This window comes from Nocardioides sp. (genome assembly GCF_051876515.1).
Taxonomy (GTDB): Bacteria; Actinomycetota; Actinomycetes; order Propionibacteriales; family Nocardioidaceae; genus Nocardioides.
In genome coordinates, this window is sequence record NZ_JBJEHY010000186.1 from 1 (window position 1) to 26251 (window position 26251).

General features: G+C 72.9%; 28 protein-coding genes. 18 read left to right on the forward strand and 10 right to left on the reverse strand.

What is annotated here, in order from left to right; translation table 11 throughout:
* Window positions 1-313, forward strand: a 313-nt coding sequence (locus ACI379_RS13810; RefSeq protein WP_439792672.1) for a hypothetical protein, incomplete at its 5' end; no start/stop codon positions are given.
* A 2-nt stretch (window positions 314-315) separates the two neighbouring features.
* On the opposite strand, the gene ACI379_RS13815 is transcribed toward ACI379_RS13810, so the two are convergent.
* A complete protein-coding gene (locus tag ACI379_RS13815) occupies window positions 316-1395 on the reverse strand; it encodes a PLP-dependent cysteine synthase family protein (RefSeq protein WP_439792673.1) in 1080 nt (359 codons plus the stop codon).
* Between the two features lie 41 nt (window positions 1396-1436).
* On the opposite strand from ACI379_RS13815, the gene ACI379_RS13820 reads away from it, so the two are divergent.
* The 6 genes from ACI379_RS13820 (at window position 1437) to ACI379_RS13845 (ending at window position 6922) form a co-directional block, all read left to right on the forward strand.
* A complete protein-coding gene (locus ACI379_RS13820; protein WP_439792674.1) occupies window positions 1437-2204 on the forward strand; it encodes a hypothetical protein in 768 nt (255 codons plus the stop codon).
* 29 nt (window positions 2205-2233) lie between these two features.
* Window positions 2234-2950 carry a YwaF family protein gene (locus ACI379_RS13825; RefSeq protein WP_439792675.1) on the forward strand — a complete coding sequence of 239 codons (717 nt, stop codon included), beginning with the start codon at window positions 2234-2236 and terminating at the stop codon, window positions 2948-2950.
* Window positions 2951-3027: 77 nt separating this feature from the next.
* Window positions 3028-4317: an SGNH/GDSL hydrolase family protein gene (locus ACI379_RS13830; protein ID WP_439792676.1), complete on the forward strand. Its 1290-nt coding sequence runs from the start codon at window positions 3028-3030 to the stop codon at window positions 4315-4317.
* A 70-nt stretch (window positions 4318-4387) separates the two neighbouring features.
* Window positions 4388-5536, forward strand: coding sequence for a benzoate/H(+) symporter BenE family transporter (locus ACI379_RS13835; protein ID WP_439792677.1), 1149 nt, complete (start codon window positions 4388-4390; stop codon window positions 5534-5536).
* A gap of 43 nt (window positions 5537-5579) precedes the next feature.
* A complete protein-coding gene (locus ACI379_RS13840) occupies window positions 5580-6476 on the forward strand; it encodes a DUF1707 SHOCT-like domain-containing protein (protein ID WP_439792678.1) in 897 nt (298 codons plus the stop codon).
* A 20-nt stretch (window positions 6477-6496) separates the two neighbouring features.
* Window positions 6497-6922: a DUF1707 SHOCT-like domain-containing protein gene (locus ACI379_RS13845; RefSeq protein ID WP_439792679.1), complete on the forward strand. Its 426-nt coding sequence runs from the start codon at window positions 6497-6499 to the stop codon at window positions 6920-6922.
* Window positions 6923-6932: 10 nt separating this feature from the next.
* Here ACI379_RS13845 and ACI379_RS13850 read toward each other — a convergent pair whose 3' ends face one another.
* The 3 genes from ACI379_RS13850 to ACI379_RS13860 form a co-directional block, all read right to left on the reverse strand.
* A complete protein-coding gene (locus ACI379_RS13850) occupies window positions 6933-7610 on the reverse strand; it encodes a FadR/GntR family transcriptional regulator (protein ID WP_439792680.1) in 678 nt (225 codons plus the stop codon).
* A 75-nt stretch (window positions 7611-7685) separates the two neighbouring features.
* Window positions 7686-8450, reverse strand: coding sequence for an SDR family oxidoreductase (locus tag ACI379_RS13855; protein ID WP_439792681.1), 765 nt, complete (start codon window positions 8448-8450; stop codon window positions 7686-7688).
* Window positions 8451-8527: 77 nt separating this feature from the next.
* A complete protein-coding gene (locus ACI379_RS13860; protein WP_439792682.1) occupies window positions 8528-9187 on the reverse strand; it encodes a class I SAM-dependent methyltransferase in 660 nt (219 codons plus the stop codon).
* A gap of 87 nt (window positions 9188-9274) precedes the next feature.
* Here ACI379_RS13860 and ACI379_RS13865 point away from each other — a divergent pair, with 87 nt between their 5' ends.
* The 5 genes from ACI379_RS13865 to ACI379_RS13885 all read left to right on the forward strand — a co-directional run bounded on the left by ACI379_RS13865 (window position 9275) and on the right by ACI379_RS13885 (window position 13872).
* A complete protein-coding gene (locus ACI379_RS13865; protein WP_439792683.1) occupies window positions 9275-9655 on the forward strand; it encodes a PLD nuclease N-terminal domain-containing protein in 381 nt (126 codons plus the stop codon).
* Window positions 9656-10001: 346 nt separating this feature from the next.
* Entirely contained in the window at window positions 10002-11714 is a 1713-nt protein-coding gene (locus ACI379_RS13870) for an alpha/beta-hydrolase family protein (protein WP_439792684.1), read from the forward strand.
* Between the two features lie 108 nt (window positions 11715-11822).
* Complete coding sequence (locus ACI379_RS13875) at window positions 11823-12461, forward strand: fasciclin domain-containing protein (protein ID WP_439792685.1); 639 nt, start codon at window positions 11823-11825, stop codon at window positions 12459-12461.
* A 111-nt stretch (window positions 12462-12572) separates the two neighbouring features.
* Entirely contained in the window at window positions 12573-13157 is a 585-nt protein-coding gene (locus ACI379_RS13880) for an RNA polymerase sigma factor (protein ID WP_439792686.1), read from the forward strand.
* Window positions 13144-13872: an anti-sigma factor domain-containing protein gene (locus ACI379_RS13885; protein WP_439792687.1), complete on the forward strand. Its 729-nt coding sequence runs from the start codon at window positions 13144-13146 to the stop codon at window positions 13870-13872. Before ACI379_RS13880 ends, ACI379_RS13885 begins: the two co-directional genes overlap by 14 nt.
* On the opposite strand, the gene ACI379_RS13890 is transcribed toward ACI379_RS13885, so the two are convergent.
* A complete protein-coding gene (locus ACI379_RS13890) occupies window positions 13803-14273 on the reverse strand; it encodes a hypothetical protein (RefSeq protein WP_439792688.1) in 471 nt (156 codons plus the stop codon). The two genes, ACI379_RS13885 and ACI379_RS13890, sit on opposite strands and share 70 nt — an antisense overlap.
* Window positions 14274-14343: 70 nt before the next feature.
* Between ACI379_RS13890 and ACI379_RS13895 the strand changes: the two genes are divergently transcribed.
* The 4 genes from ACI379_RS13895 to ACI379_RS13910 all read left to right on the forward strand — a co-directional run bounded on the left by ACI379_RS13895 (window position 14344) and on the right by ACI379_RS13910 (window position 19756).
* Window positions 14344-14892 (forward strand): hypothetical protein, encoded by a 549-nt coding sequence (locus ACI379_RS13895; RefSeq protein ID WP_439792689.1) that lies wholly within the window; start codon window positions 14344-14346, stop codon window positions 14890-14892.
* A gap of 25 nt (window positions 14893-14917) precedes the next feature.
* Window positions 14918-15400 carry a nucleoside deaminase gene (locus ACI379_RS13900; RefSeq protein WP_439792690.1) on the forward strand — a complete coding sequence of 161 codons (483 nt, stop codon included), beginning with the start codon at window positions 14918-14920 and terminating at the stop codon, window positions 15398-15400.
* A 100-nt stretch (window positions 15401-15500) separates the two neighbouring features.
* Window positions 15501-16883, forward strand: coding sequence for an MFS transporter (locus ACI379_RS13905; RefSeq protein ID WP_439792691.1), 1383 nt, complete (start codon window positions 15501-15503; stop codon window positions 16881-16883).
* A complete protein-coding gene (locus ACI379_RS13910; protein WP_439792692.1) occupies window positions 16880-19756 on the forward strand; it encodes a DUF2804 family protein in 2877 nt (958 codons plus the stop codon). The genes ACI379_RS13905 and ACI379_RS13910 overlap by 4 nt, the downstream gene beginning before the upstream one ends.
* Window positions 19757-19859: 103 nt before the next feature.
* Here the strand turns inward: ACI379_RS13910 and ACI379_RS13915 are convergent, their stop codons facing one another.
* Window positions 19860-20666 (reverse strand): ABC transporter permease, encoded by an 807-nt coding sequence (locus ACI379_RS13915; RefSeq protein ID WP_439792693.1) that lies wholly within the window; start codon window positions 20664-20666, stop codon window positions 19860-19862.
* Window positions 20663-21727: an ABC transporter ATP-binding protein gene (locus tag ACI379_RS13920; RefSeq protein ID WP_439792694.1), complete on the reverse strand. Its 1065-nt coding sequence runs from the start codon at window positions 21725-21727 to the stop codon at window positions 20663-20665. Before ACI379_RS13920 ends, ACI379_RS13915 begins: the two co-directional genes overlap by 4 nt.
* A 63-nt stretch (window positions 21728-21790) precedes the next feature.
* Here ACI379_RS13920 and ACI379_RS13925 point away from each other — a divergent pair, with 63 nt between their 5' ends.
* On the forward strand, window positions 21791-22738 hold the full coding sequence (locus ACI379_RS13925) for a helix-turn-helix transcriptional regulator (protein ID WP_439792695.1): 948 nt from the start codon (window positions 21791-21793) through the stop codon (window positions 22736-22738).
* 91 nt (window positions 22739-22829) lie between these two features.
* Here ACI379_RS13925 and ACI379_RS13930 read toward each other — a convergent pair whose 3' ends face one another.
* The 3 genes from ACI379_RS13930 to ACI379_RS13940 are packed head-to-tail and all read right to left on the reverse strand — an operon-like array spanning window position 22830 to window position 25602.
* Entirely contained in the window at window positions 22830-24677 is a 1848-nt protein-coding gene (locus ACI379_RS13930; RefSeq protein ID WP_439792696.1) for an endonuclease/exonuclease/phosphatase family protein, read from the reverse strand.
* 55 nt (window positions 24678-24732) lie between these two features.
* The gene (locus ACI379_RS13935) at window positions 24733-25218 is read right to left on the reverse strand and encodes an SRPBCC family protein (RefSeq protein WP_439792697.1); all 486 of its coding nucleotides are present in this window, start codon (window positions 25216-25218) and stop codon (window positions 24733-24735) included.
* A gap of 30 nt (window positions 25219-25248) precedes the next feature.
* Complete coding sequence (locus ACI379_RS13940; RefSeq protein ID WP_439792698.1) at window positions 25249-25602, reverse strand: ArsR/SmtB family transcription factor; 354 nt, start codon at window positions 25600-25602, stop codon at window positions 25249-25251.
* 111 nt (window positions 25603-25713) lie between these two features.
* On the opposite strand from ACI379_RS13940, the gene ACI379_RS13945 reads away from it, so the two are divergent.
* A complete protein-coding gene (locus ACI379_RS13945; protein WP_439792699.1) occupies window positions 25714-26091 on the forward strand; it encodes a tetratricopeptide repeat protein in 378 nt (125 codons plus the stop codon).
* The last annotated feature ends 160 nt before the right edge of the window (window positions 26092-26251 follow it).

Sequence of the window (26251 nt, forward strand, 5' to 3'; positions counted from 1 at the left end):
CATCTCACGCCTCATCCTCGCCGGCGACCCCGGCGCCGTCGAGGCGCTGCGCCGGGGACGGCGCGAGCAGCGCGAGGTCAGGCGTGCCGAGCAGCGGCGCCTCCAGGAGGCCGACCTCCTCGTACGGCGCCGTGCCCGCGCCGAGGCGGACCACGCGCGCGCCCAGCAGACGGCGGCCCGTCGGCAGGCCCAGCAGGCAGCCCAGGAGTACGCGCACCGGGTCGGTCTCGCGCACGCCATGATCACCGCCCCGCAGCGGACGGTGCTGTCGGTGCTGCAGGCGCGGGTGGAGCAGCTGCGCGAGGCGGGCTGAGGTCAGGCGGTCCAGCGCCCGGTCGCCAGGAACTCCTCCATGACCCGGGTGTGCGGTGCCAGGTCGAAGCCCTGCTCGGCCAGCCAGCCCTCGTCGTAGTACGTGTGGGCGTAGCGCTCGCCGGAGTCGCAGATCAGCGTCACCACCGACCCCTTCTCGCCGGCCTCGAGCATCCGTGCGATCAGGGCGAACGCCGCGTACAGGTTGGTGCCCGTCGAGCCGCCGGCCCAGTGCCGGGTGCGGGAGCGCAGCAGCCGGATCGCGGCCAGGGAGGCGGCGTCGGGGACCTGGACCATCTCGTCGACGACGGTCGGGACGAACGACGGCTCGACGCGGGGTCGGCCGATGCCCTCGATCCGCGACGGCTTCCCGGTGGTGTGGGTGAGGTCGCCGGTGGACCAGCCGCCGAAGAAGGCCGAGTGCTCGGGGTCGGCCACCGCGACGCGGGTGGCGTGGCGGCGGTAGCGGACGTACCGGCCGAAGGTGGCCGACGTGCCGCCGGTGCCGGCGCTGACCACGATCCAGGTGGGTACGGGGTACCGCTCCTGGTCGAGCTGGTTGAAGACCGACTCGGCGATGTTGTTGTTGCCGCGCCAGTCGGTGGCGCGCTCGGCGTCGGTGAACTGGTCGAGGTAGTGCCCGCCGCACTCGGCGGCCAGCCGCGCAGCCTCGCCGTACATGTCGGGGCCGCGGTCGACGTAGTGGCAGGTGCCGCCGTAGAACTCGATCATCTCGATCTTCTCGGGGCTGGTGCTGCGCGGGACGACGGCGGTGAACCCGAGGCCGAGCATCCGGGCGAAGTACGCCTCGGAGACGGCCGTGGAGCCGCTGGAGGCCTCGATCAGCCGCGTGGTGGGCCCGATCCGGCCGTTGACCAGGCCGTACATGATGAGCGAGCGCGCGAGCCGGTGCTTGAGCGAGCCGGTCGGGTGCACGGACTCGTCCTTGAGGTACAGGTCGATGCCCCACGCCGCGGGCAGCGGGAAGACGTGCAGGTGCGTGTCGGTGCTGCGGTTGGCGTCGGCCTCCAGGAGGCGGATCGCGTCGCGCACCCAGTCGGCGTCGGGAGAGGTCGGGGCCACGCTGAGAGGTTAGCCCCGCGCGGCGGGGGCATGCTGGGGCCATGGAGATCGAGGGCCCCCTCGTCCCGGCCCGCAACGGTCCGCGGGCGCTGGCGGGCGTGTACGCGCTGGCGACCGCGCTGCTGCTGGCGATCGCGGGCGGGTTCCTCTTCTACGGCACCGCCGCCGACGTGGCCGACCTGTTCGGCGGCGAGTACGGCCGCGACGTCACCGCGACGGTGACCGACATGGAGCTCCACCTCCGCAGCGGCAAGAACTGCGAGCGCTACCACTTCACCGCCACGTACGACGGCGGCACCGCCACCTTCCGCCAGTGCGTCCACGAGGAGCTCGCCGGGCTGGAGGTGGGCGACCCGGTCGAGCTGCACACCCTGCCGGGCACGACCGAGGTGGTGCTCGCCGCCGAGCACTCCACCTACGACCGTGTGGGCGGGCTGGTCATGGTCGGGCTCCTGCTGCTCGGCGCGTGGCGGTGCGGGCTGATGGTGGTGCGCTGCTGGCGCCTGAGCAGCCGGGGCGCACGGGTCCCGGTGGGACCGATGCGGGTCACCTCGTACCAGCGGGCGACGGTCCGGGCGACGGAGGTCGACGCGCCCTCGCGGACGTGGGTCTTCCTGCTCGCCGTGCCGACCGACCAGCTGCCGCCGGGGCGTCGGTTCGACGTGTGGGCGGCGCGCCACTCGTTCTCCCTGCGGCCGGCCGGCCCGTGGGCGCTGCACGCGGTGGGCGCGGAGCCGGTGCTGGCCACGCACGGGTGGCCGAGCAGGCGCCGGGGCTGGCTGCGGTTGCGCACGCGCACTCAGGACTGACGCCGCGTGCGAGGGGCAGGCTGGGTGCCATGACCGCCGAGAAGTACGACTTCGCGACCTTCGGGACCAGCCACCTGCTGATGCTCGGCGCGTTCCTCGTGGGCTGCGTCGTGCTGGTGCTGGTGGGTCGCCGTCACCGGGGCACCGAGGCGGCGGTCCGCTTCAGCCGGGTGTTCGCGGTCGTGATCCCGCTCTTCACCGTGCCCATGCAGGTGCTCCAGTGGACCCCGGCGGAGTGGGACCTCGACACCTCCCTGCCGCTGCAGATCTGCGACTTCGCCTGGGTGCTGGCCGTGTACGCGCTGTGGACGCACAAGCGGTGGGCCGCAGCGACCAACTGGCTGTGGGGCATCACCCTCACCTCGCAGGCGATGCTGACCCCCGACCTCGCCTCAGGTTGGGCCGAGCCGCGGTTCTGGATGTTCTGGGGCATGCACTGGGTGGTCGTCTGGTCGGGCGTCTACCTCGCCTGGGGGCTGCGGATCGTGCCGGGCTGGCGCGAGTACCGCGTCACGGTCGCACTCACCGTGGTCTGGATGGTGACGGTGATGGTGTTCAACGCGGTCGTCGGCACCAACTACGGCTACCTGAACCGCAAGCCCGGCGGCGCCTCGATCCTCGACTGGTTCGGGCCCTGGCCCGGGTACGTCCTCGTCGAGATCTTCGCGGTCGCGTCGCTGTGGGCGCTGTTCACGTGGCTGTGGGTGCGGCGCGGGCCGCTCCCGGCTGCGGGTGAGTCACGATGACTCACCCGCGCCGACCCGCTGAGGTCCGCGGATTCGACGGGTGACCCAGGTCACTCGTCGGTGTTACGTTCCGCCCCATGCGCTCCTCGTTCCAGCGCGCGGTCCGCGCGGCCGCCGTGACCCTCGCTCTGCCCCTCGCCGCCTCGATGCTGCTGGTCCCCTCGGCGCAGGGCGCCGGGCAGACCACCCAGGAGCACGTCCCGGTCTGGGACAAGGGGACCGGTGGGGAGCGGTACGTCTCGCTCGGCGACTCCTTCACCTCCGGCCCTGGCATCGCGCCGATGCGCGCCGAGTGCGGGCGTAGCGAGAAGAACTTTCCGACCCTGCTGGCCACGACGCTCGACGTCACCGCGTTCACCGACGCCAGCTGCGGCGGGGCGCAGACCAAGGACCTGTGGGCGCCGCAGACCTGGTCGTCCGGCGCCGCGCCCAACGCCCCGCAGCTCGACGCGCTCGGTGAGGACACGACGCTGGTCACGTTCGGCACGCTGGGCGGCAACGACATCGGGCTGGTCGGGCTGGCGCAGGCCTGCGCCTTCGGCACCTGCGTTCCGGCCTCGGGCACCGACCCGCTCGCCGCCAAGTTCGCCACCGTACGGACCGAGCTCGCCCGCGGTCTGGCCGACGCGAGGAGCCGTGCACCGCACGCCCGGATGGTCGTGGTGGGCTACAGCACCTACCTCTCCCCGGGCGAGTGCGGACCGTTGGCCTCGATGCTCACCGCGGACGAGTCGGCGTACCTGCAGAGCCAGATCGACCGCCTCTCCGACACCCTGTCCGACGTCGCCACCGACGGTGGCGCCCTCTTCGTCGACCAGCGCCTGATCCCGGGCGCCGTCGACCACACGGTCTGCGCGGCGCCCAACAAGCAGTGGATCCGGGCCCTCAACACCTACAACGACGGCGTCACCTTCCACCCGTCGGCGTGCGGCATGGACGCGATCGCGCAGTACCTGCGGATCCGGATCGCGGAGGACCGGGGCGAGACCGCACCCGCCTTCGACGGCAGCTGCGTCAGCGCCGGACCGGGCGACCCGGACCCCGAGCCCGACGACACCGAGGCGCGCCTCGAGGCGCTCAACGCCAAGGCCGCCACGGTGAAGGCGACGGCCAGCTGCACCCGGGTGCGCGGGGTGCGTACGGTCCGGTTCGCCGCGCGCGGCGGCGAGGGGGCCCTGGCCGGGTTGCGGGTGCGGATCGCGGGCAAGCGGATCGGCATCGACACCACCGCGCCGTTCCGGGTGGACCGGCGTGCCGCCAAGGTGGCCCGCACGCGCGGGGCGCTGAGCGCCGTCGTACGGCTGCGCGACAAGGAGCTCAGCGTCTACCGCACCGTCCGCCTGACGCGACCCGGTTGCGCCCGCTGACCCCGCGCCGCACCGGGCCGGGCACGACGCCGGGCGTCGGCCAGCGCGGCGCGGCCGTTACGGTCCCGGCATGAGCACACGCAGCCAGCCGCTGGTGGCCGGCGCCCTGACCTCGGTCGTCGGCTTCACCAGCAGCTTCGCCGTGGTCCTGGCCGGCTTGTCCGCGATGGGCGCCACCCGTGGTGAGTCGGCCTCCGGTCTCCTGGTGCTGTGCGTGGTGTGCGGCATCGGGACCATCTGGCTCTCCGCGGCCCACCGGATCCCCGTGATCCTCGCCTGGTCGACGCCGGGAGCGGCGCTGCTCGCCTCCACCGGCACCCCCGACGGTGGCTGGCCCGCTGCCGTGGGCGCCTTCGTCGTGGTGGGGGCGTTGGTGCTGCTCACCGCGCTGTGGCCGCGGCTCGGCGACCTGATCGCCGCCATCCCGACGCCGATCGCGCAGGCGATGCTGGCCGGCGTGCTGCTCCAGCTCTGCCTGGCCCCGGTGCTGGGTCTGGCCGCCGAGCCGTGGCTGGTCGCGCCCGTGATCCTCGCCTGGCTGGGCACGTACATCTGGTCCCCGCGGTGGGCCTCGCCGGTCGCCTTCGCGGCCGCGCTGGTGGTCATCGGAGCCTGGCTGGCCACCCACGGCGGCGTCGACGGCTCCGTGGCGCCGGTGGTGGCGTGGACGACGCCCACCTTCACCGTCGGCGCCCTGCTCGGTGTCGCGCTGCCCCTGTACGTGGTCACGATGGCCTCGCAGAACGTGCCGGGCGTCGCCGTCCTCAGCTCGTACGGCTTCACCGCCCCGTGGCGGGCGACGATGACGTACACCGGCGTGGGCACCGCCGTCGGTGCGCCGCTCGGTGGGCACGCGGTCAACCTGGCCGCGATCACCGCCGCCCTGGCCGCCGGACCGGAGTCCGACCCCGACCCGCGGCGACGCTGGCTGGCCGGGCAGACCAGTGGCGCCACGTACCTGGTGCTGGCCGTGCTGTCCGGCGCGATCACCGTCATCGTCACCACCGCGCCGACCGAGGTGATCACGGCGGTGGCCGGGCTGGCGCTGCTGGGCACGCTCGCCTCTTCGCTGGCGGCTGCCGTCACGGCGCCCGAGCACCGGCTGGCGGCCGTCGTCACGTTCGTGGTGGCCGGCAGCGGGGTCGTGGTGCTGGGCATCGGCGCCGCGTTCTGGGCGCTGGTCGCCGGGCTCGTCGTGCACGCCCTCGAGCGCCGGTGAGAGCGGTGCCTCCGCGGCGCCGCAGCACACCTGGGCTGTGCCGGTGAGTCCCTCCCGCAGCCCGCGCGGCCCCCGCGCCCGCGACACCGACCGCGAGGCTGTCGCCCGGCTGCTCTCGGCGGCGTACGGCGAGGGCCAGATCGACCTCGACGAGCACGAGCGTCGCTCGGGCGAGGTCTGGCAGGCGCGTACGGTCGGGCAGCTCGAGGGGCTCGTCGGGGACCTCCAGCCGACCCCGGGCGTGGAGTGGGTGCGGCCCAGGCAGCCGTCGACCGGGCGACCCACGACTGACGCGAGGACGCCCACCCTCGTCGGCTCCGGGCAGGTGCCCGAACGCCGGGTGCTCATGGCAGTGGCTGCGGTCGGGCTCGTCCTGGCCGGGGTCGTCGTGTGGCGCGTGCTCGGCGTCGGGGTGGGCCACCACGAGCAGGAGGCGGTGGCGGTGCCCGAGCCCCAGCCGTACTCCAGCGCCACCGCGGAACCGGAGGCGTTCGAGGAGGACGGCATCATCCTCGACCCCCGTACCCCCGAGGGGTACGAGGCGTTCGTCGCCGCCCTCGAGGAGGAGTTCGACGACACCTTCGTCATCAGGGCCACCCTGCACGACACCGCGGTCTACGTGACCCGGATGACCAACCAGAAGAAGCTCCGCTGGACCACCTGGTACTGGGACGGCGACTGGTCGGAGTGGAGCGTCGGGACGTACGACGAGACCGACGACGTCTGGTCGGTGAGGGCCAAGGGGGTCGACCCGACCACCTTCGACCGGGCCGTCGAGAAGGTGACCAGCCACATCGACGAGCCGGAGGACGCGTCGATCTGGATCGCCCACGACCCGCGGTTCAAGCGGTCCTGCTACGAGGTGTTCGTGCGCAACAAGTGGGACGACACCGCCGACGGGTACTTCGGTTGCGGTGGTCTACTCCTCCACCTCGGTTGATCCGACGTAATCTGTCGCGCATGTCGTTGGAGAAGCGGGCTCGGGACGTCGACCGGCAGCTCGGGGTGGACGCGCTGCAGAGCGCGCTCGCCCAGGGGCAGCTCACGCAGGCCGAGTACGAGGAGCGTGCCGGGCGGGTGCTCGTCGCGACCACGTTGGGTGACGTCGAGCGGGAGCTGTCCGACCTGCAGGTCGAGTGGGGTGGGCACACCGGCAGGCACCACGAGGCCGGCTCCAGCACGGTCGTGGTGCGCGGCCAGTACTTCTCCGAGCTGCCGACGTTCCACAAGGTGCTGTTCGTGGTCGTGCTGACGTTCATCGCGGCCGTCTTCGTGTTCCTCGCGTACATGTTCGTCACCGACGGGCCGCTCAGCGACTCGTGGAACGAGGGCTTCGGCAGCGAGGAGACCGGCAACGTCTGGGAGGACGAGACCTTCTCGCCCTGACCCGGGAGGATCACCCCTCGACGGCGACCACGTCGGACTCGACGTGGGAACGGGCCGACGCTTCCGCGGCCTCGACGTCGCCGGCGGCGATCGCCTCCAGCAGGTGGGCGTGCTCGGCCCGACGCGTGTCCTCGTCGACCGCACTGCGCGCCCGGCCGCGGGCCATCGCTGCGCGCAGGGACGTCATCAGGGAGGCGTGCAGGTCCACCATCAGCGCGTTGTGGGTGGCGCGCAGGACGAGGGCGTGGAACTGACCGGGCGTGGACCCGCGCTCGACGGGCGTCCCCTGGTCGGCGGCCACGTCCGCCTCGTGGGCGCGCCGCAGCGCGGCCAGGTCCTCATCGGTGCGGTGCTGCGCGGCCAGCCGGGCCGCCTCGACCTCGAGCGCGTTGCGGGCGCCGATCAGGTCGGCGACCGCGTGCCCGTCCATGAACTGCGACAGCACGCCGGACACGGGCGTCAGGGACCGTACGAAGGTGCCCCGGCTCCTGGCCGGCTCCAGCATCCCGACGCCGGCCAGGGTGCGTACGGCCTCACGGATCGTGGAGCGGCCCACCCCCAGCTCCTCGGCGAGCTCGAGCTCCGTGGGGATCCGGGAGTTCAGGGGCCACTCGCCCGACGCGATGCGTTGCTGCAGGATCCGCAGCGTGCGGCGGGCGCGGGTGGTCCCGTGGGCGGAGGTGGTCACCGGGTGGAGCCTTTCGAGGAAGCGTGGGCGTCGGCCAACGTAGCAAGGAGGAGCCCGCCGAGGGACGGGTTCGACCTACCGCCCGCCGGTGACCCGCAGCGTGGTGGCGGTGACGTACGCGGCCAGGTCGCTGATCAGCCAGGCGACGGACTCGGCGACCTCGTCGGCCGTGCCGGCGCGTCCCAGCGGTATCTGCGGCCCCATCCGGTCGATGCGGCCGGGATCGCCGGTGCGCGCGTGCAGGTCGGTCTCGGTGAGGCCGGGGGCGACGCCGACGACGCGGATCCCCTGGTCGGCGACCTCGAGGCCCAGCCCCTTGGTGAGGGTGTCGACGCCGGCCTTGGCGGCGGCGTAGTGGACGTACTCGCCGGGGGAGCCGAGCGTGGCCGCGCCCGAGGAGATGTTGACGATCACGCCGCCGGTGCCCCCGTGCCGGGTGCTCATCGCCTGCACGCCGGCCCGGGCGACGAGGATGGCGGCGGTGAGGTTCACGTCGACCGTACGGCGCACCGAGGCCGCGGGCGTCTCGGTCAGGGGCGCGAACTCGTACGTCGCGCCCGCGTTGTTGACCACTCCGGTGACCTGCCCGAGGTCGGCGGCGGCGGCGAAGAGCGCCTCGACGGCCCCGTCCTCGGTGAGGTCGCCGCCCACGCAGGCCACGCGGACGCCCAGGGCGCGTACGTCGGCCGCGGTGCTCTCGGCCGCGGCGGAGTCGGCGTGGTAGCCGAGGACGAGGTCGTGCCCCTCGGTCGCCAGACGGCGGGCGACGGCGGCGCCGATGCCGCGGGTGCCTCCGGTGATCACGGTGAGGCGGGGTGCGGTGGAGGAGGCGCTGCTCATGGCGTCCAGTCTCACCCCTCGACGACGAAGAGGTCGCCGGGGGTGCACTCCACTGCGTCCGCGCGGCGAGAGGCGGGTCAGTCGCGGCGTACGCGGACCACCGTGTCGACCTTGGTGCCCTCCACCCCGTCGGGCGAGGTGCAGGCAACCGTGTGGGCCTCGGCGTGGACCAGGGTGAACCCGGCGAGGTGCACCGACGCCACGACCTCCTCGAGCGTGGGCAGCGGCCCGGGGTGGCCCTCGGCCTTCCAGGACGGACCGCGCTGGTGGCTGACCACGAGCAGCGTCCCGCCCGGCGCGACCGCGTCGGCGGCCAGGCGCAGGACCCGCTCGCGTCCGAGCGCGGTCGGGGAGTGCAGGTACGAGGCGGTGACCAGGTCCCAGGTGCCGGCCGGGAACTCGGTCTCCAGGTCGGCGCGTACCCAGGTGACGTCGACGCCGGCCTCGGTGGCAGCCGCCCGCGCCCGGGCCAGGGCGGACTCGGCGATGTCGGCGCCCGTCGTACGCCACCCCTGTGCGGCCAGCCAGACGGCGTCGCCGCCCGTGCCGCAGCCCAGGTCCAGCGCCGTACCCGTCGTCAGCGGGCGGGCGGCCAGCTCGCCGGCCAGCAGCTGGTTGACCTTGCCCGACCACGGGTGCTCGCCGCCGTAGAACTCCTCCCAGAACTCGGCCGGTACGCGGTCGGCGTCGTGGGCGTGGCCCGGCTGCTCACCGTGCTGGTGCTCGTGCGTGCTCATGGGAACTCCTCGATCCGTGGCGGCCGGAACCGACCCTACGGACCCGCGCGAAGCGCGTCGCGGGCAGGAGTGCGGCAGACTGGTCCGGTGCTCAAGATCGTTCTGGCCGTGGCCACCTTCGGGCTCGCCCTCTTCGCGCTCATCGACGTGATCCGTACGGAGGACGACCGGGTCCGGCACCTCCCCAAGCTGGTCTGGCTGCTGGTGGTCCTGTTCTTCCCGCTGGTCGGCTCGCTGGCGTGGCTGATCGTCGGCCGGGAGCGCACGGTCCCCGAGATGCTGCGTGACGGCAGCGTCGCCGACCCCGGCGCCGCCAGGGCGGTCGCCCCCGGCCTCCCGCTCGACCCCGAGACGGACGAGCAGTTCCAGCGCCGGTTCCGCGCCCGCGTCGAGCAGCAGCGCCGCGACCACGCCGCGCGTCAGGCCCGCGAGGACGACGGCCCGGGCGAACCTCCCGCCGCGGACTGACTGGCGCGGCCGCCCCGCCCCGTACCCCCGCCTGCCCCTGCCCCTGCCCCCGGCCCCGGCTCAGCTCGCTTCCACCTTGTAACGCGCAGTTATCCGTGCCACTCCACGTCAATGGACGGTCCTTGGATGCGATAACTGCGCGTTACTAAGGGAGCCGAGCGTCGCGTCGACGGCCCCGCCCCACCCGGTACTCGCCCGGCCGGTTCGGCGGGCAGGGGCAGGCAGCCGGCTGGCAGCGGCGGCGGACGCCAGGTTGGGTCGAACGGCCCTGCCGCTTCGTCGCAGCGCCGACTAGGCTGCTTCCGCCGACGCTCGGACCGGCACCCGTCGCCCCGGAGGTCGCCCTGTGGTCCACCCTTTGCTCGCGCGCGTCGACACCCTGGTCGACGAGGCGCGGCGCCGTACGCCCGCCCGTCTCGTCGCGGTGCTCTCGCGCCCGCACGTGACGGGGGTGGTGCTGGCGGCGTGGATGTTCGGCCAGTCCCTGCAGCCGATGCTGCTGCTGCGCTCCTGGTTGTTCCAGGGCGTGCTGGCGGGTGTCGCGATCACGCTGGGCTACTGGGTGGGCACTGGTCTGCGAAACCTCGTCGCGTGGGTTGCCTCCCGCACGGACCGCGGCTGGCGGCCCTCGGCGCAGGTGCTGGACCGGTGGCGCGCGGCGGGTTGGGTGGCGGCCGTGCTGTACGCGCTCTCATCGATCGCGACCGCGGTTGGCGACCACGAATGGACGTGGCAGCGGCTCGGCCACGAACCCACCTCATTCTGGTACGTCTACATCGGCACGCTCGTCGTCGCGGCCCTCGTCGCGGGGCTGCTGTTCTCCGTCGGGTGGGGGCTGCGGTGGGTGTGGCTGCGCCTGGCGGGCGCGGGCGCGCGGCTGCTGCCCGCCTGGATCGCGGCCGGCCTCGCGCTGGTCCTGCTGACCTGGGCGGTCGTGGCGTCGTTGAGCAACGTCGTGATGGACCGGACGCTGGACGGCTTCAACTCCACCTTTGCCGCCGGTGACCGCGACCTCGACGGGGCGCCGGAACAGCCGACCTCCTCCGTACGCTCCGGCGGGCCCGGGTCGGAGGTCGACTGGGCGAAGACCGGACGGGAGGGGCGCCGCTTCCTGACCCGCGGCCCCAGCGTCGAGGAGATCGCCGACTTCGCCACGGACGAGGTGAGCGAGCCGGTCCGTGTCTTCGTGGGGCGCGCGCAGGCCGACACGGTGGACGAGCGGGTCGCACTGGCCGTCGACGAGCTGGAGCGGTTCGGCGGGTTCGAGCGCGAGGTGCTGCTCGTCGTCGTACCGACCGGGACGGGCTGGATCAACGAGCAGATCGTGCAGCCGCTGGAGTACTTCCACGGCGGTGACGTGGCGACCGTGGCGGTGCAGTACTCGCACCTCCCCAGCCCCCTGGCGTTCCTGTCCGAGGCCGACGCCGCCGGCGACACCGGCACGGCGCTGGTGGCGGCGGTGGAGGAGAAGCTGGCCACCCTCGACGACCCGCCGACGCTCTACGTGGCCGGCGAGAGCCTGGGCTCGTTCGGTGGGGCGCGCGCCTTCTCCTCGCTCGACGACAGCGCGGCGCGTACGGCCGGGGCGCTGTGGATCGGCCCGCCCGAGACCATGCACCTGCGCCGCGAGGCCGAACGGGTCCGGCAGCCCGGCTCCACCCAGGTGCGGCCGGTGGTGGGTGACGGGGGCGAGTTCGTCTTCATCAACCGGGCCTCCGACTTCGACGACCTCGACCCCGCGCGGGCGCCGCACTCGGTCTTCCTGCAGCAGGCCGACGACCCGATCGTGTGGTGGGACTGGGAGACCGCCTACTCCCGCCCCGACTGGCTGCGCGAGCCCCTCGACCCGGCCGTGAACCCGGAGGTCGGCTGGTCGCCGGTGACGACGTTCCTGCAGCTCGCGGTCGACATGGGGGTCAGCAACGACTTCGACGCCGAGCACGGCCACCTGTACGGCACCCTGCCGCTGACCTCCTGGTACGCCATCGACCGACCTGGCGGGTGGGACGCGGTGAAGGTGGAGGAGCTGCGAAACAGGTTGGAGACGGTTCGCCGCTGAGAGTTTCGAAGAAATTCGCGTCGGGGTGCATCCAAAGCCGGGCGAACTCCGGAGAAGGGGGCAACGGGGCGTCACCGAAGCCCCCCGATCCGAAAAGAGGCACAGTCCATGAAGCGACTCACCGGCGCTCTCACCGCGCTCGCCACCACCGCCGCGATCGTCACCGTCGCACCCGCCACGCCCGCGAACGCCGCCCTCAAGGAGCGGTCGTTGGTCAAGGTCCTCACCTCGGACGGCAACCACTTCGACAAGAACAAGCACGACTACGACATCGTCACCGAGGCGGCGCTGGCCGTCGTGAAGGCGAAGCCGGACTCCGCCGTCGCCGTGCTGGCCGACGGCAGCGTGCGCGCGACCGCCTTCATCCCCAACGACCAGGCCTTCCGTCTGCTCCTCAAGGACCTCAGCGGCAAGACGGTGAAGTCGGAGAAGAAGGTCTTCAACCGTCTGGTGGCCCTCGCGGGGGTCGACACCATCGAGCAGGTGCTGCTGTACCACGTCGTGCCTGGTGCCCGGATCACCAGCGCGAAGGCGCTCAAGGCTGACGGTGCGGAGCTGACGACCGCCCAGGGCGCCACGTTCAAGGTCACGGTGCGTTCGCCCAGGAAGAACCCGAAGATCACGCTCGTCGACCAGGACGGCAACGACCGCAATCCGCGCGTCATCCTCTCGCAGGTCGACATCAACAAGGGCAACAAGCAGATCGCCCACGGCATCAACCGGGTACTGCGTCCTGTCGACCTGTGAGTCACGCGCACCCCGACCGTGAGTCTGTCCGCCGTTGACCACGGCCAGTCGGCCCGCCCCAGCCCACCACGAGGTTTGGGGCGGGCCGGTGGCCGGCTGTACGGTTCGGGCGTGAGCCTCCTCAGCGGTGACGAGTTCACCGTCACGGAGCTGGCCGAGAGGCTCCGAGACGGAGATCGGGAGAGTCTCGAGACCATCTACCGCCGCTGGGCGCCGCTGGTCCACACCGTCGCGCTCCGCTCCCTCGGCTCCCACCACGAGGCCGAGGACGTCACCCAACAGGTCTTCATCTCTGCGTGGCGCTCGCGCCACACGCTCACCCCCAGCGAGGGCGCGCTGCCGGCGTGGCTGCTGGGCATCCTGCGCCACCGCGTCGCCGACCGCCTCGGCGAGCGGGCCCGTGAGGCGCACAAGGTCGCCGCTCTGAGGTCCCGCGACCTGGACGCCCAAGGTGCTGAGCCGGCCGGAGCCGACGCGGGGAGTGAGCTGGTGGATCGACTGGTGCTGGCTCAGACGATCGACGAGCTGGGCGAGCCACGGCGTACCATCCTGCGGCTCGCCTTCCACGAGGACCTGACCCACGACGAGATCTCACGCCGGACGGGGCTCCCGCTCGGTACGGTCAAGAGCCACCTGCGGCGCGGGCTGGCCCATCTGCGCAGGAGCTTGGAGGAGGTGCGACGTGACTTCGTCTGAGGAGATCGGCCCCCACGTCGACCCTGAACTGCTGTCCGCCGTCGCCCTCGGCGACGACGTTGACGCAGCGATCACCACGCACGTGGACCTCTGCCCGTCGTGCTCGGCGGAGGTGCACGCGCTCAGCGAGGCCCGCGCGCTGGCAGGCGCGGCCGGGCAGGAGTCGCTGCTGACTCCGCCGGCCTCGGTGTGGGACGCGGTCTCGGCCCAGATCGACGCCGACGAGTCCGAGGCGTCCCCGCCGACCGCTCTGGCTCCGCGCCGCCACCGCCGGGTTCCGCTCTGGCTGGCCACCGCGGCCGCCGCCGTCGCCCTCGCCGTCGGTGTCGGACTGGGGGCCGTCGTCACCGGCGGCGGCGACGAGCCCGGGACGGCTGCGCCGGTCCTGGGCAGCACCCGCCTCACCACGCTCGACGCCGCGGCACAGGACCGAGGAGCAGCAGAGGTACGCCGCCACGACGACCGCGTGGTGCTCCACGTCGACGCCTCCGACCTCGACGGCCCCGACGGCCTGCGCGAGGTGTGGTTGATCAACGTCGACGGCACCCGGATGGTGTCGCTGGGCCTGCTGCCGCGCGGCGAGACCGGAGAGTTCGACTTCCCCGAGCGGCTCCTCGACGAGGGGTACCGGATCGTCGACATCTCCTACGAGCCGGACGACGGGGACCCGCTGCACTCCGGTTCGAGCCTGGCCAGGGGCGAGCTCGCGAGCTGAGGCTCCCGTGCGGTGCGCCGCGAGGCCGCCACGCCGAGGGCGAGCAGTCCGACGCCGCCGAGCAGCACTCCGAGTTCGGGCCCGCGACCGCGCGGGGTCAGGGTCGCCCGGTCCGGGTCAGCGGCGGCGTAGTGGACGATCGGACGGGTGGGCTTGCGCCGCACCGCCCCGACCCCGCACCATCGCTGCTCCTGCCGCGTCTTGAAGCTGTGCTTGGCGCCATCGGCCGTGAACTCGATGTTGAGGTAACACCCGCCCCCGCCCATGTTGAAGCCGTGCCCCACGACGGATCCCGTGGTGGTCGTGTCCGTGTACGGCGTGCGCGCCATGCCGAAGACGCCAAGGGCCACGACGGCGAGACAGAGCAGCGCCCAGCGCGTGAGTTCGGATCGCAGGTGCACGCGCGGAGCCTTGCACAGTCGATGTCGCTGAGTGCGCCGAATGCGCGCGGCATGCTGCAAGGATGCGCCCGTGACAACCGAGCCTGCGGCGTACGACTCCGAGCCCCTGGAGGCTGCCCCCTCCGGGCAACACCCGCCCCTGCCCGGCTCGATCTGGGTGGTGGCGTGGGCGAGCCTGGCCGGGCAGGCGGTGGCGCTGCTCGACCGGGGGACGCGCAGCGGCGACGAGACGGGGATGCTCCTCTCCGTGGTCCTGGGGGCCGTGATCGTCGGGTACGTCTCGGCCGGAGTGGTGCGTGCCCGCCCCATCCGCGTCGCCCTGGCCTGGCTGGTGCTCGTGCTGTCGGGTGGCGGCGAACTGTTCCTGCTGCTCAGCGGCGACACCCAGGACGAGCTCGTCGGCCTCGCCCTGGTGGCGACGAGCGTCGTCGCCATCGCGGCGCTGTGGAGCTTCTGCCTGAGCGACTGGTACGCCTGGCAGCGTGGCAGACCGTCCACCGGGCTCGGTGAGTCCATCGGCGGGCTCGTCCTCATCGCCGTGGTCGTGGGGGTCCTCGGCGGGATGGCGGCTCCGGCTGAGAACGGGATCCAGCTCAACGTACGGGTCGCGGGCCCCTGACGCTCACGGCTGCCACGATGGGCGCATGACGATTTCCGAGTCCGACCTGCGCTGGCTCGACCGGGCCGTGGAGCTGGCGGAGGCCGGGCTGGCCTCCGGCGACCTGCCGTTCGGGACGGTCGTGGTCGCCGACGGCGTGGAGGTCTTCGCCGACCACAACCGGATCAGCGGCGGCGACGACACCCGACACCCCGAGCTCGCGGCCGCCCGCTGGGCGGTTGCGCACCTGACGCCGGAGCAGCGTGCGGCCGCGACCGTGTACACCTCGGGCGAGCACTGCGCGATGTGCGCGGCCGCGCACGGCTGGGTCGGCCTGGGCCGGATCGTGTACGCCCACTCCGCCGCCCAGCTGAGTGACTGGTTCGCCGAGTGGGGCCTGCCCCCGGCCCCCGTGGCGCCGTTGCCGATCACCGACGTCGTACCGGGCGCCGTCGTGGATGGGCCGGTGCCGGAGCTCGCCGAGCGGCTGCGCGAGATGCACGCGCGGGCGCGGGGCGTGGAGGTCTGAGCGACCGGACCGTCGTACGCAGCCCACGACGTACGCCGCTCCGGTCGCGGGAGCGGCCACGTCGCAGCACGTCCCGGAGGTTGACCACTACGCTGCCCCGGTGACCCCCAACCCCGCCCACGTCTCCGGCCGCCTGTGGCTGTGGGTCGTGCTCCTCGGTCTCACCGGCCAGCTGGCCTGGACCGTCGAGAACATGTACCTCAACGTGTTCATCCACGAGACGATCACGGACGACCCGACGGTGATCGCGACGCTGGTCGCGGCCAGTGCGGCGGCGGCGACGCTGGCGACGCTGCTGGTGGGCGCGTGGAGCGACCGGGTGGGGCGGCGCCGCGAGTTCATCGCGGTGGGGTACGTCCTGTGGGGCATCACGACCGCCGGGTTCGGGCTGGTCGGCGTCGACTCGAGCGTCCCCAACGCCGTCGCGGTCGCCGTCATCAGCATCGTGGTGCTCGACTGCGTGATGAGCTTCCTCGGCTCCGGCGCCAACGACGCGGCGTACCAGGCGTGGGTCACCGACCAGACCACCCCGGCCAACCGGGCCCGCGTCGACGGCGTCATCCAGACGCTGCCGCTGCTCGGCATGCTCATCGTGTTCGGCGCCCTCGACCCGATCACCCAGGCCGGCAACTGGACCCTCTTCTTCGCCCTCGTCGGCGGGTTCACCGCGCTGGTCGGCGTCATCGCCTGGTTCGGGGTGCGCGACGAGGCCACCCCGCAGCCCAGCGGCTCGTACCTCAGCAGCGTCCTGCACGGCCTGCGCCCCTCGACCGTACGCGCCAACCCCCGCCTGTACGTCACCCTGCTCGCCTGGGCGGTGCTCGGCACCAGCTTCCAGATCGTCCTGCCCTACCTGATCATCTACGTGCAGAAGTACCTGCAGATCGACGCGTACGCCGTCGTCCTGGCCGGCGTCCTCATCGGCGCGTCGGTGCTCAGCGTCCTCGGGTCGAGGCGGATCGACCCGCGCAAGCCGCTCGAGCGGGGGCTGCTCGCCCTCGGCCTGTACGTGCTCGGCTGCGTCCTCATGTTCACCGCCCGCGGCATGGTGCCGGTGATCCTGGCCGGCATCGTGATGATGGGCTGCTTCCTCATCGTCGGTGCCACCCTGTCGGCGATGGTGCGCAACCTGACCCCGCCCGACCGCGCCGGCCAGATCCAGGGGCTGCGGATGATCGCGGTCATCCTCGTGCCCAGCGTGATCGGCCCGTTCATCGGCGCCGCCGTCATCTCCGGGGCGGCCGAGACGTACGTCGAGCTGGGCGTCGTCAAGACCGTGCCGACGCCGTGGATCTTCCCCGCGGCTGCTCTCGTCGCGGCGCTGACGGTGCTGCCGCTGCTCGCGCTGCGCCGACTGCACGCCGGCTCCGAGGAGCCCGTCGCGGTGGTCTCGACAGGCTCGACCACCGGGGAGCGCACGACCACCGGGGAGCGCTCGACCAGCGGGGACGGCACGACCAGCGACGAGGAGATGGCCCGATGATGACCCCGTGGGGCGAGCGCCTCGACCCCGAGAACGTCCTGCCCGAGTACCCGCGCCCGCAGCTGGTCCGCGACTCCTACCTCAACCTCAACGGCACCTGGTCGTACGCCTTCACCGCCGCCGACGTCACTGCGACGCCGCAGCGGTGGGACGGCGACATCCTCGTCCCGTTCTCGCCCGAGGCGCCGCTGTCGGGGGTGAACCGGACCCTGCAGCCCGACCAGGCGCTCTGGTACCGCCGCGAGGTCGACCTGGCGGGACTTGTCGCCGACCAGGAAGGCGGGAGCACGCCGGGTGAGCGGGTCCTGCTCCACTTCGGCGCCGTCGACCAGGACGCCGAGGTGTGGGTCGACGGGACCCGCGTCGGCGAGCACCGCGGCGGCTTCCTGCCGTTCACGTTCGACGTCACCGACGCCCTCGACACCGCGCGCGCCACCCACGAGCTCGTGGTCCGCGTCCGCGACGTCACCGACACCTCGTACCGCAGCCGCGGCAAGCAGCGGCTCAAGCCCGGCGGCATCTGGTACACCCCGCAGTCCGGCATCTGGCAGACCGTGTGGATGGAGGCGGTCCCCGAGACGTCGGTGGAGCGGCTCACCCTGGTGCCGCACCTCGACCCGGCCGACGCGACCGGCTCGGACGGCTCGAGGGCCGGTGCGCTCGACGTGACCGTCCACCTCGCCGGCGCGGACGCAGGCGCCCGCGCCTCCGGGTTCGCGACCTGGGGCGCCACCGTCACCGTCACCGACGGGGACCGGATCGTCGCCACCGTCGGCGCCGTGCCCGGCCGTCGTGTCCGGATCACGATCCCCGACGTACGACCGTGGACGCCCGAGGACCCGCACCTGTACGGCCTCACCGTCGAGATCGGCTCCGACCGCGTCACCTCGTACGCCGCCGTCCGCACCGTCGCCGTCGGCGCCGACGCGCAGGGCCGCACCCGGCTGCTGCTCAACGGCGAGCCGTACCTGCACGCCGGCCTGCTCGACCAGGGCTACTGGCCCGACGGCCTGCTGACCGCGCCCAGCGACGAGGCGTACGTCCACGACATCACGACCGCCAAGGAGCTCGGCTTCACGATGCTGCGCAAGCACATCAAGGTCGAACCGCTGCGCTGGTACCACCACTGCGACCGGCTCGGGATGCTCGTGTGGCAGGACATGGTCAACGGCGGGCGCTCGTACAACCCTGCGGTCATCACCGCCCCCGTGCTGACGCCCCTCAAGCTCGACGACCGCCGCCACGCCCTGTTCGGGCGCCAGGACGGCGCCGGCCGTGCGGAGTTCCTCGGCGAGCTCGACGACACCGTCAACCTGCTCCGCAACGTGCCCAGCGTGGTCGCGTGGGTGCCGTTCAACGAGGGCTGGGGCCAGTTCGACTCCGTCGCCGTCACGCAACGCCTGCGCACCCTCGACCCGACCCGCGTCGTCGACTCCGTCTCCGGCTGGCACGACCAGGGCGCGGGCGACATGGCGAGCCGGCACGTCTACTTCGTGCCGTACACGCTGTCGGAGGCCGACCAGGCCGACCCGCGCGCCGCGGTCCTCAGCGAGTACGGCGGGTACAGCCACCGCGTCGCTGGCCACACGTGGACCGACAAGGAGTTCGGCTACCGCCGGATCAGCGACCGCGGTGCGTTCGAGCGGGCGTTCCTGCGGCTGCAGACCGATCAGGTACGCCCCGCGATCGCGCGCGGGCTGGCAGGGTTCGTGTACACCCAGATCGCCGACGTCGAGCAGGAGACCAACGGACTCATGACGTACGACCGCAAGCAGCTCAAGGTCGACCGCGACGCAGTCGTCGCCTCCAACGCCGGCCTGCGCAGCGAGTTCGACGCCGCCGTCGGAGGCACCCCCTCCCCGGTCGCCGTCACCGAGCGCGAGCTCACCGCGCGGGTCGACCTCACCCTGCCCGACGGGCGCCTCGACCCCGCCGCGATCGGCTGGTGCCGTACGCCGCTGGTCCGCACCGACGGCATCGGCAGGGGGCGCGTGGGGAAGGGCCGCAACAAGCGGTGGGAGTACTGGGCCGTCACCACGCCCACCCACGTCGTCGCGGTCGTCCTGTCCCACATCGACTACGCCGGTGTGAACGCCCTGTGGTGCTGGGACCGGCGCACCGGCAAGGCGTACAACCAGGACGTCATCACCCCGCTCGGCGCCGGCGTCACCATGCCGGGCACCCTCGGTGAGGGCCCGGCGACGCTGCGCAGCAAGGGCCTGCAGATCGAGATCACCGAGACCGCCGAGGGCACCCGCCTGCGCGCGATCGGCGACCGGGTGCGCGTCGACGTGCTCGCGCACCGGCCCGAGGGGCACGAGTCGCTGGGCGTCGTGGTGCCGTGGACCGAGCGGCTCTTCCAGTACACCGTCAAGGACGTCGCGCGCCCCGCGAGCGGGCGGATCTGGTTCGACGGCGAGCAGGTCGAGGTGTCCGGCGACGACGCCTGGGCGACCCTCGACCACGGCCGGGGCCGCTGGCCGCACCAGATGCACTGGAACTGGGGCGCTGGCTCCGGCCGTACGGACGGCCGCGTCATCGGCGTGCAGGTCGGCGGCAAGTGGACCGACGGGACCGGTTCGACGGAGAACTCGATCCTCGTCGACGGTCGCCTCCACAAGATCAGCGAGGAGCTGGTGTGGACCTACGACACCGACGACTGGCTGGCGCCGTGGCGGATCACCGGCACCGACGTCGACCTGACCTTCACCCCTGAGTACGACAAGGTGTCGGCCACCGACCTCAAGGTCATCTCGTCGTTCACCCACCAGTGCTTCGGCGTCTGGTCGGGCACCGTACGCCTCGCCGACGGCGAGGTCGTACGGGTGGCCGACGTCTTCGGCTGGGCGGAGGACGTCCACCAGAAGTGGTGAGTCGGTGGGGTCTCGGCCGGTGTCGCGCGGTCTCTCCCGGCCTCTCCCACTGACCCCAAATCGGGTCAGGTGACCCAATTTGGGGAACCTGGGAGAGGCCGACTCACGCCCGCCGCATCCCCCGCAGCCCCAGCCACAACCCCAGCGCCGCGACGACTGCACCACCGGCGAACCCGTACGCGACCACGTCCAGGTTCCAGGTGCCGTTGAACAGTTCCCGGGCGGCCTGGACGACGTACGTCAGGGGGTTGAGGTCGGAGAGGACCTGCAGCCAGCGCGGCGCGCCGTCGAGGGGCAGCAGCACCCCGGCGAGCAGCAGGACGGGGAAGATCAGCGTCTGCTGCACGGTCCAGAACAGCCACTCCTGACCTTCGGCGACCAGCGCCAGCGCGAACGACATCGCGCCCACGCCGACGCTGAACAGGCTCAGCATCGCCACCGCCACCAGCACGCCCAACGGGTGCAGGTCGAAGCTGAACGGCGTGACCGCGATGAGGATGATCACCGTCTGCAGCAGCATCGGGACGATCTCCTTCAGCGCCCGCCCGACCAGCAGCGAGGACCGGCTCAGCGGCGAGACCAGCATCCGTTCGTGGGAGCCGGAGATCATCTCGTCGCTCAGGTTGGCGCCCGCGAACGAGGCGCCCATCAGGCACGTCATCGCGACGATCCCGGGCACGAACCACTGCAGCGCCGAGCCACCCGTGTCGGGGAGCAGCGGGGCGAACAGCGCCAGGAAGACCAGCGGCTGCACCATCGCGAAGAAGATCGAGGCGGGCTCGCGCAGCATCGGCTTGAGCTCGCGGGTCATCACGTTCCAGGTGTCGGCCCAGAACCCCGTCTCGGGTGTGTCGGTGACGGGGGCACGTCGGGCGACGGCGGGCTCGGGGGTCAGGACGTGGGTGCTCATGCTGCTGCTCCTTCGGAGTCGGTGGCGGTGCGGGTGGCGTCGTCGGGGGAGGTGGTCGGCTGGTCGGCGCCGTCGGGGACGGCCTGCTCGTTGGCCTCGCGCAGGCTGCGGCCGGTGAGGTCGAGGAAGACGTCGTCGAGCGTCGGGCGGGAGACCTCGACGCTGGTGGCGGGTTGGCCCGCGGCGGCCAGCTCGGCGAGCAGGGCGGGGGCGTGGCGGTGGCCGTCGTCGGCGCGCACCTCCACCACCGGGCCCGTACGGCTCACGCTCGCGCCCGGCACCCGGGCGGCGGCGTCGGCGCCGTGCGCGGCGTCCGCGTCGTTGGCGAACCCCAGGGTGACGAGGTCGCCGAGCCGGGACTTCAGCCGTGCGGCGGTGTCGTCGGCGATCACCAGGCCGTGGTCGATCACCACGACCCGTTCGGCGAGCGCGTCGGCCTCCTCCAGGTAGTGGGTGGTGAGCACGATCGTGGAACCGGTCTCGGCGTGCAGCCGGCGTACGAGGTCCTGCAGGTTGGCGCGGTTCTGCGGGTCGAGGCCGGTGGACGGCTCGTCGAGGAACAGCACCCGGGGCAGGTGGACCAGCCCCATCGCGATGTCGAGGCGCCGCCGCTGCCCGCCCGACAGGGTGGTGACCTTGCGGTCGGCGACGCCGGTGAGGTCGAGGTCGGCGACCAGCTCGTCGGCCCGCTCCCGGGCCTGGCGGCGGCCCAGCCCGTGGGCGCGCCCCTGACTGACGAGCTCGTCGCGGCCGCGCTGCTGGTGGCCGGCGCCGTTGCCCTGGCCGACGTACCCGATGGCACGGCGTACGGCGCGCTGGTCCGTCACGACGTCGTGCCCGGCAACACTGGCGGTGCCGGAGGTGGGCGCCAGGAGGGTCGTGAGCATGCGCAGGGTCGTCGACTTGCCGGCGCCGTTGGGGCCGAGGAAGGCGACGAGCTCACCCTGGGCGATCTCCAGGTCGAGCCCGCGGACGGCCTCGACGGTCTGCTTGTGGCGGGTGAAGTGCCGGGTCAGTCCTCGGGTCACGATCACCGGTGCGGTGCTGGTCTGGTTCGTCATGACCACCACCGTTCCGGTGATTGCGGACAGATCCTGACCGCAATCAGATCTAGTCTGAGAAACATGTCCGATCCGACCGCACGGATGCTTCGCCTGCTCTCCCTCCTCCAGACCCACCGGTACTGGCCCGGGGGCGAGCTGGCCGAGCGGCTCGAGGTCAGCGCGCGCACCCTGCGCCGCGACGTCGACCGGCTGCGCGACCTCGGGTACCCCGTCGACGCGTCGCGCGGCGTCGCGGGCGGGTACCAGCTGCGGGCGGGTGGGCAGCTGCCTCCGCTGCTGCTCACCGACGACGAGGCGGTCGCGATCGCGGCCGGACTGCACAGCGCCGCGGCCAGCTCGGTGGAGGGTCTGCACGACACCTCGCTCGCTGCCCTGACCAAGGTCGTCTCCCTGATGCCCCCACGGCTCCGCCGCCGCATCGAGGCGCTCGGCAGCCAGACGCAGCCTGCCCCGGCGTACGGCCCGCGGGTCGACGCGGAGTCGCTCATCACGCTGGCTCAGGGGTGCCGCGACTCCGAGACGGTGCGGTTCGACTACACCGCCCGCGGCGGCGAGGCGACGCGACGGCACGTGGAGCCGTTGCGGCTGGTCAGCCACGGGCAGCGCTGGTACCTGGTCGCGTACTGCCGCGACCGCCACGACTGGCGCAGCTTCCGCGTCGACCGTACGGCTGCGCCCGAGCTCACCGGCGTCCGGTTCCGTCCCCGCGAGCTGCCGGCCGCGGACGCCCTGGCGTTCGTCCGCGAGGGGATGCGGGAGATCCCGCGCCGCCACGACGTACGGGTGCGCCTGGACGCCGACGTCGAGGCGGTGCGCGCGGCCGTCGGCCGGTGGGGCGAGGTGAGCGAGGTGGACGGCGCGGTGCTGCTGAGCATGGCCACCGACGACCTGTCGTGGCCGCTGATGGTGCTCGGCGAGCTCGACTGCGACTTCACGGTCCTCTCGCCGCCCGAGCTCACCGAGGCGGTGGCGCGGGTGGCGCGGCGGTTCGCCGCCTCGGCCGGCTGAGGGTGCCACCACGGCGCAGGCAGTTCGGCGCCCGCCCGGCGCGGCCCACGCTCGTTGGCGCCCGCGGCCGCGCGAACTGCCTGCGGCGTTGTCAGCCGTCCACGCGAACCGTGGTGGAGATGGGTTGGTGGTCCGAGGGCCACGGCCCCAGGGGAACCCAGTAGCTGACGTTGCCGGCAACGGTGAGCCCGTCGCTGACGAAGAGGTGGTCGATCGCCTTCTCGGGGTCGTCGGCGGGGAACGTGTCGGGGCCGCCGCCGTCGGTCGAGGGGACCAGCCCGGCGTCCAGCAGGACCGTGAACGAGGGGGTGTCCGGCTCGAAGTTGAGGTCGCCGCCCAGCACGACCGGCGCCTCGGCGGAGAGCTCCGTGGCGAGGTCGGCCAGATCGCGCGCCTGGTCGAGGGTGCCGTCGTCGCGGGTGGTGGTCGGCTGCACGTGCGTGGAGACCACCCAGACCGGCTTCCCGCCCACCTCCACCTGCACCGCCAACGCGCCCGCGCCGGTCACGGCGCCGTACGACTCCAGCGGCACGCCGCGCACCTCGTTCACCGGCAGCGAGGTGAGCACCGCGTCGCCCCAGACGGGGTCGGCCGCCGGCGCGAAGTAGAGCCGCTTGCCGGTGAGCCGGGCGAGGACGGCGAGCTGGTCCTGTCCGCCGTTGAGCAGCCAGCCGCGGTCGATCTCGCTGAGCAGCACCACGTCGCGCTCCTCGACCACCGCCGCGACGGCGCCGGGGTCGAAGACGCCCGTCATGCCGTACCCCATCCGCAGGTTCCAGGCGATCACGTCGAGCCTGCGGCCCTCCACGGGCTCCACCTCGTCCGGCACGCCGGGGGTGAGGGCGGCGGCGAGTACGACGACCGCTGCCAGCGGGGCCACCACGACCAGCCAGGGCGGGCCGCCAGCTGTCCGGTGACCGTCCGTACGACCGAGCACCGCGAGCACGCCCAGGGCCACCGTCGCCACCAGCAGGACGGCGTCGGCGCGGTACCCGAGGTCGTACCCGGCGTAGTAGACGAACAGGAGCAGCACCCAGACCACGGCACCCCCCAGCACCACCGCCGGTCGCGCCGGGCGGGCGCCGGCGTCCTCGCCGAGCAGGAGCAGCAGCGCCGGCGGTCCGACGACGAACGCCACCAACGTCCACGCGCCGAGGGTTCCGCTGACCTCGCCGGTGGTTCCGTACAGGCTGGCTGCCACCGCGGCGACAGCGAGGACCGCGGCGAGCAGCCGTACGCCCCGGCGAGCGGGGCGCAGGGCCAGGGCGACGCCGGTCGCACAGCCCAGGACCAGCAGCGCCGGTCCCCAGCGGGGGTCGACGGCCGAGGCGCGCCCGGCGTTGACGACGGCCACGCCCGCGACGAGCGCCACCGGCATCAGCGACCACGCCTGCCGCCGGCCCGGGGGTGCCGGCTCGGCCGTGACGGTGCCCGCGGTGCCCACCGCCGTGCAGACCAGGGCGACGAGCGCCGCGATGCCGAACGCCCACGGCCGCCACACCGGCAGCCAGGTGCCGCCCAGCGCGGCCACCGTCGAGGTGGCCAGCCAGCCCAGCGCCAGGCCGGGCGCCAGCCGCCGGCCGTGGACGCAGACCAGGGTCGCGAACCATGCCAGCGACGCTGCGATCCCCGCGCTGGCCGCCCACAGCTGCACCTGGCCGCCGGGCGCGAAGCCGAGGACGACGCGGGCGACGAGGGCGATCGCGAGGACCGCCCACGCGCCGCGCGGGTCGCGGGCCGCCCGGGCCAGCGGGAACGAGGCAAGCACGCACCCGAGCGCGAACGCCCCCATCAGCTCGGCCGGCGTCTCGGAGGCCTGGCCGAAGATCGTGATCAGCGACGGACCCCACACGGCCGCGTGGTCGGCCAGCAGCCACCAGGCGGCGGCGATCGCCAGCACCGGCACGTACGGTCGGAGTCGGGCGAGGTCCACGGGCATGGGGAGCGTTCTACCACCCGGACGGGTGGTCCCGACAGGCTCGAGCGGCGCGACCTCAGGCGGCGACCAGGGCGTCGATCTGGTTGATCGCCGAGGTGGCGCCCTCCTCGACGCCCATCTCGAGGACCTGCTGCAGGTCGGCGGCGGAGCCGTACCGCGACACGCTGGTGACGCGCGTGCCGTCCGCGGTGCTGGTGAGCTCGGTCGTCGTGGTGTTGACCATCTTGTCCTCGATCGGCTTGCCGTCGGCGTCGGAGAAGCCGTCGGTGTAGACGAACCGGTGCGGCTCGTCGACCTCGTCGATGCGCCACCACCCCGGGTACGTGGCGCCGTCGGGGCCGGTCATGGCGTAGTCGACGCGGCCGCCCGGGCGGAACTCGTGGGTGGTGACGGTGGCCGGGTAGCCCTCCGGGCCCCACCACTTCTCGAGCTGGCGGGGGTCGGCGTACACCTGCCAGACGCGCTCGACGGGGGCCGCGAACTCGGCGGTGATGGTGATCGTGAGGTTGTCGAGGTCCTTCTCGACGTGGGTGACGGGCATGGCGTGCTCCTTCGTCTCGTGGGTGTCGTCTCAGGTGGTGTCGCCGGGCTCGTCGAGCGCCAGCAGCCGGTCGATGGCGGCGACCCGGCCCCGCCAGACCTGCTCGAACTCGTCGAGCAGGGCGGTGACGGTACGGACCGCGTCGACCTCGCCGGTGGCCAGCGCCTCGCGGCCGCTGCGCCGCTTGCTGACCAGTCCGGCCCGTTCGAGGACGGCGACGTGCTTCTGGACGGCCGCGAAGCTCATGTCGTACGACGCGGCCAGGGTGGAGACCGAGTGCTCGCCGGCCAGGACGCGGCGCAGGATGTCGCGCCGCGTGCGGTCGGACAGGGCGTGGAACAGCGCGTCGGCTGCGTCCTCGTCGATGCCCTCAGTCGTGTTCACCCCACCAACGTACAACCAAATGGTTGTACGTTGTCAACCCTCCGCCGCGGTCGGGAATGAACCTCGCTCTGACTCCGTTAGTCACTATGAAATCCAGAGTGAGGAGGAAGCATGATCGACTTCCAGCAGCTGCTGCGCCCGTCCGGTGCCTCGATCACGGTGACCGAGACCGCCTACGACGTGTGGCGCCGCGCCGAGTTCCAGTTCTCCGAGCGCCGCTACTACGACGCCGCCCGTGACCTCGAGGGTCTGCTGGCCCGCGAGGACGTCGAGGACTCCCAGCTGCGCCAGGTGCGCGAGCTGCTCGCGCGCAGCTACTACCACTCGGCCCAGGTCACCAAGGCCGTCGAGGCGTCCGCCGCCGCGCTCGAGCACGACCCCGGCAACGGCTACCTGACGCTGCTGCTCGGCCGCTCCCTGGAGCGCGCCGGCCGCCGCGACGAGGCCGAGGCGTACCTCCGCATGGCCGACGCCCTGGGGGTGGAGTGACATGACCGACTACGGCAACGACCTCGAGTTCGGCGTCTTCGTCACTCCCGATGCCGGTCGGCTGCCCGACGTGATCGTACTCGGGCAGTTGGCCGACGTGACGGGGCTGGACCTCTTCACCGTCCAGGACCACCCGTACCAGGAGCGGTTCGTCGACGCG

Coding starts and splice junctions, on each gene's coding strand:
- ACI379_RS13820 (WP_439792674.1), top strand. CDS start 1,437: ATGGAGATCGAGGGCCCCCTCGTCCCGGCCCGCAACGGTCCGCGGGCG.
- ACI379_RS13825 (WP_439792675.1), top strand. CDS start 2,234: ATGACCGCCGAGAAGTACGACTTCGCGACCTTCGGGACCAGCCACCTG.
- ACI379_RS13830 (WP_439792676.1), top strand. CDS start 3,028: ATGCGCTCCTCGTTCCAGCGCGCGGTCCGCGCGGCCGCCGTGACCCTC.
- ACI379_RS13835 (WP_439792677.1), top strand. CDS start 4,388: ATGAGCACACGCAGCCAGCCGCTGGTGGCCGGCGCCCTGACCTCGGTC.
- ACI379_RS13845 (WP_439792679.1), top strand. CDS start 6,497: ATGTCGTTGGAGAAGCGGGCTCGGGACGTCGACCGGCAGCTCGGGGTG.
- ACI379_RS13855 (WP_439792681.1), bottom strand. CDS start 8,450: ATGAGCAGCGCCTCCTCCACCGCACCCCGCCTCACCGTGATCACCGGA.
- ACI379_RS13860 (WP_439792682.1), bottom strand. CDS start 9,187: ATGAGCACGCACGAGCACCAGCACGGTGAGCAGCCGGGCCACGCCCAC.
- ACI379_RS13875 (WP_439792685.1), top strand. CDS start 11,823: ATGAAGCGACTCACCGGCGCTCTCACCGCGCTCGCCACCACCGCCGCG.
- ACI379_RS13900 (WP_439792690.1), top strand. CDS start 14,918: ATGACGATTTCCGAGTCCGACCTGCGCTGGCTCGACCGGGCCGTGGAG.
- ACI379_RS13910 (WP_439792692.1), top strand. CDS start 16,880: ATGATGACCCCGTGGGGCGAGCGCCTCGACCCCGAGAACGTCCTGCCC.
- ACI379_RS13915 (WP_439792693.1), bottom strand. CDS start 20,666: ATGAGCACCCACGTCCTGACCCCCGAGCCCGCCGTCGCCCGACGTGCC.
- ACI379_RS13920 (WP_439792694.1), bottom strand. CDS start 21,727: ATGACGAACCAGACCAGCACCGCACCGGTGATCGTGACCCGAGGACTG.
- ACI379_RS13925 (WP_439792695.1), top strand. CDS start 21,791: ATGTCCGATCCGACCGCACGGATGCTTCGCCTGCTCTCCCTCCTCCAG.
- ACI379_RS13930 (WP_439792696.1), bottom strand. CDS start 24,677: ATGCCCGTGGACCTCGCCCGACTCCGACCGTACGTGCCGGTGCTGGCG.
- ACI379_RS13935 (WP_439792697.1), bottom strand. CDS start 25,218: ATGCCCGTCACCCACGTCGAGAAGGACCTCGACAACCTCACGATCACC.
- ACI379_RS13945 (WP_439792699.1), top strand. CDS start 25,714: ATGATCGACTTCCAGCAGCTGCTGCGCCCGTCCGGTGCCTCGATCACG.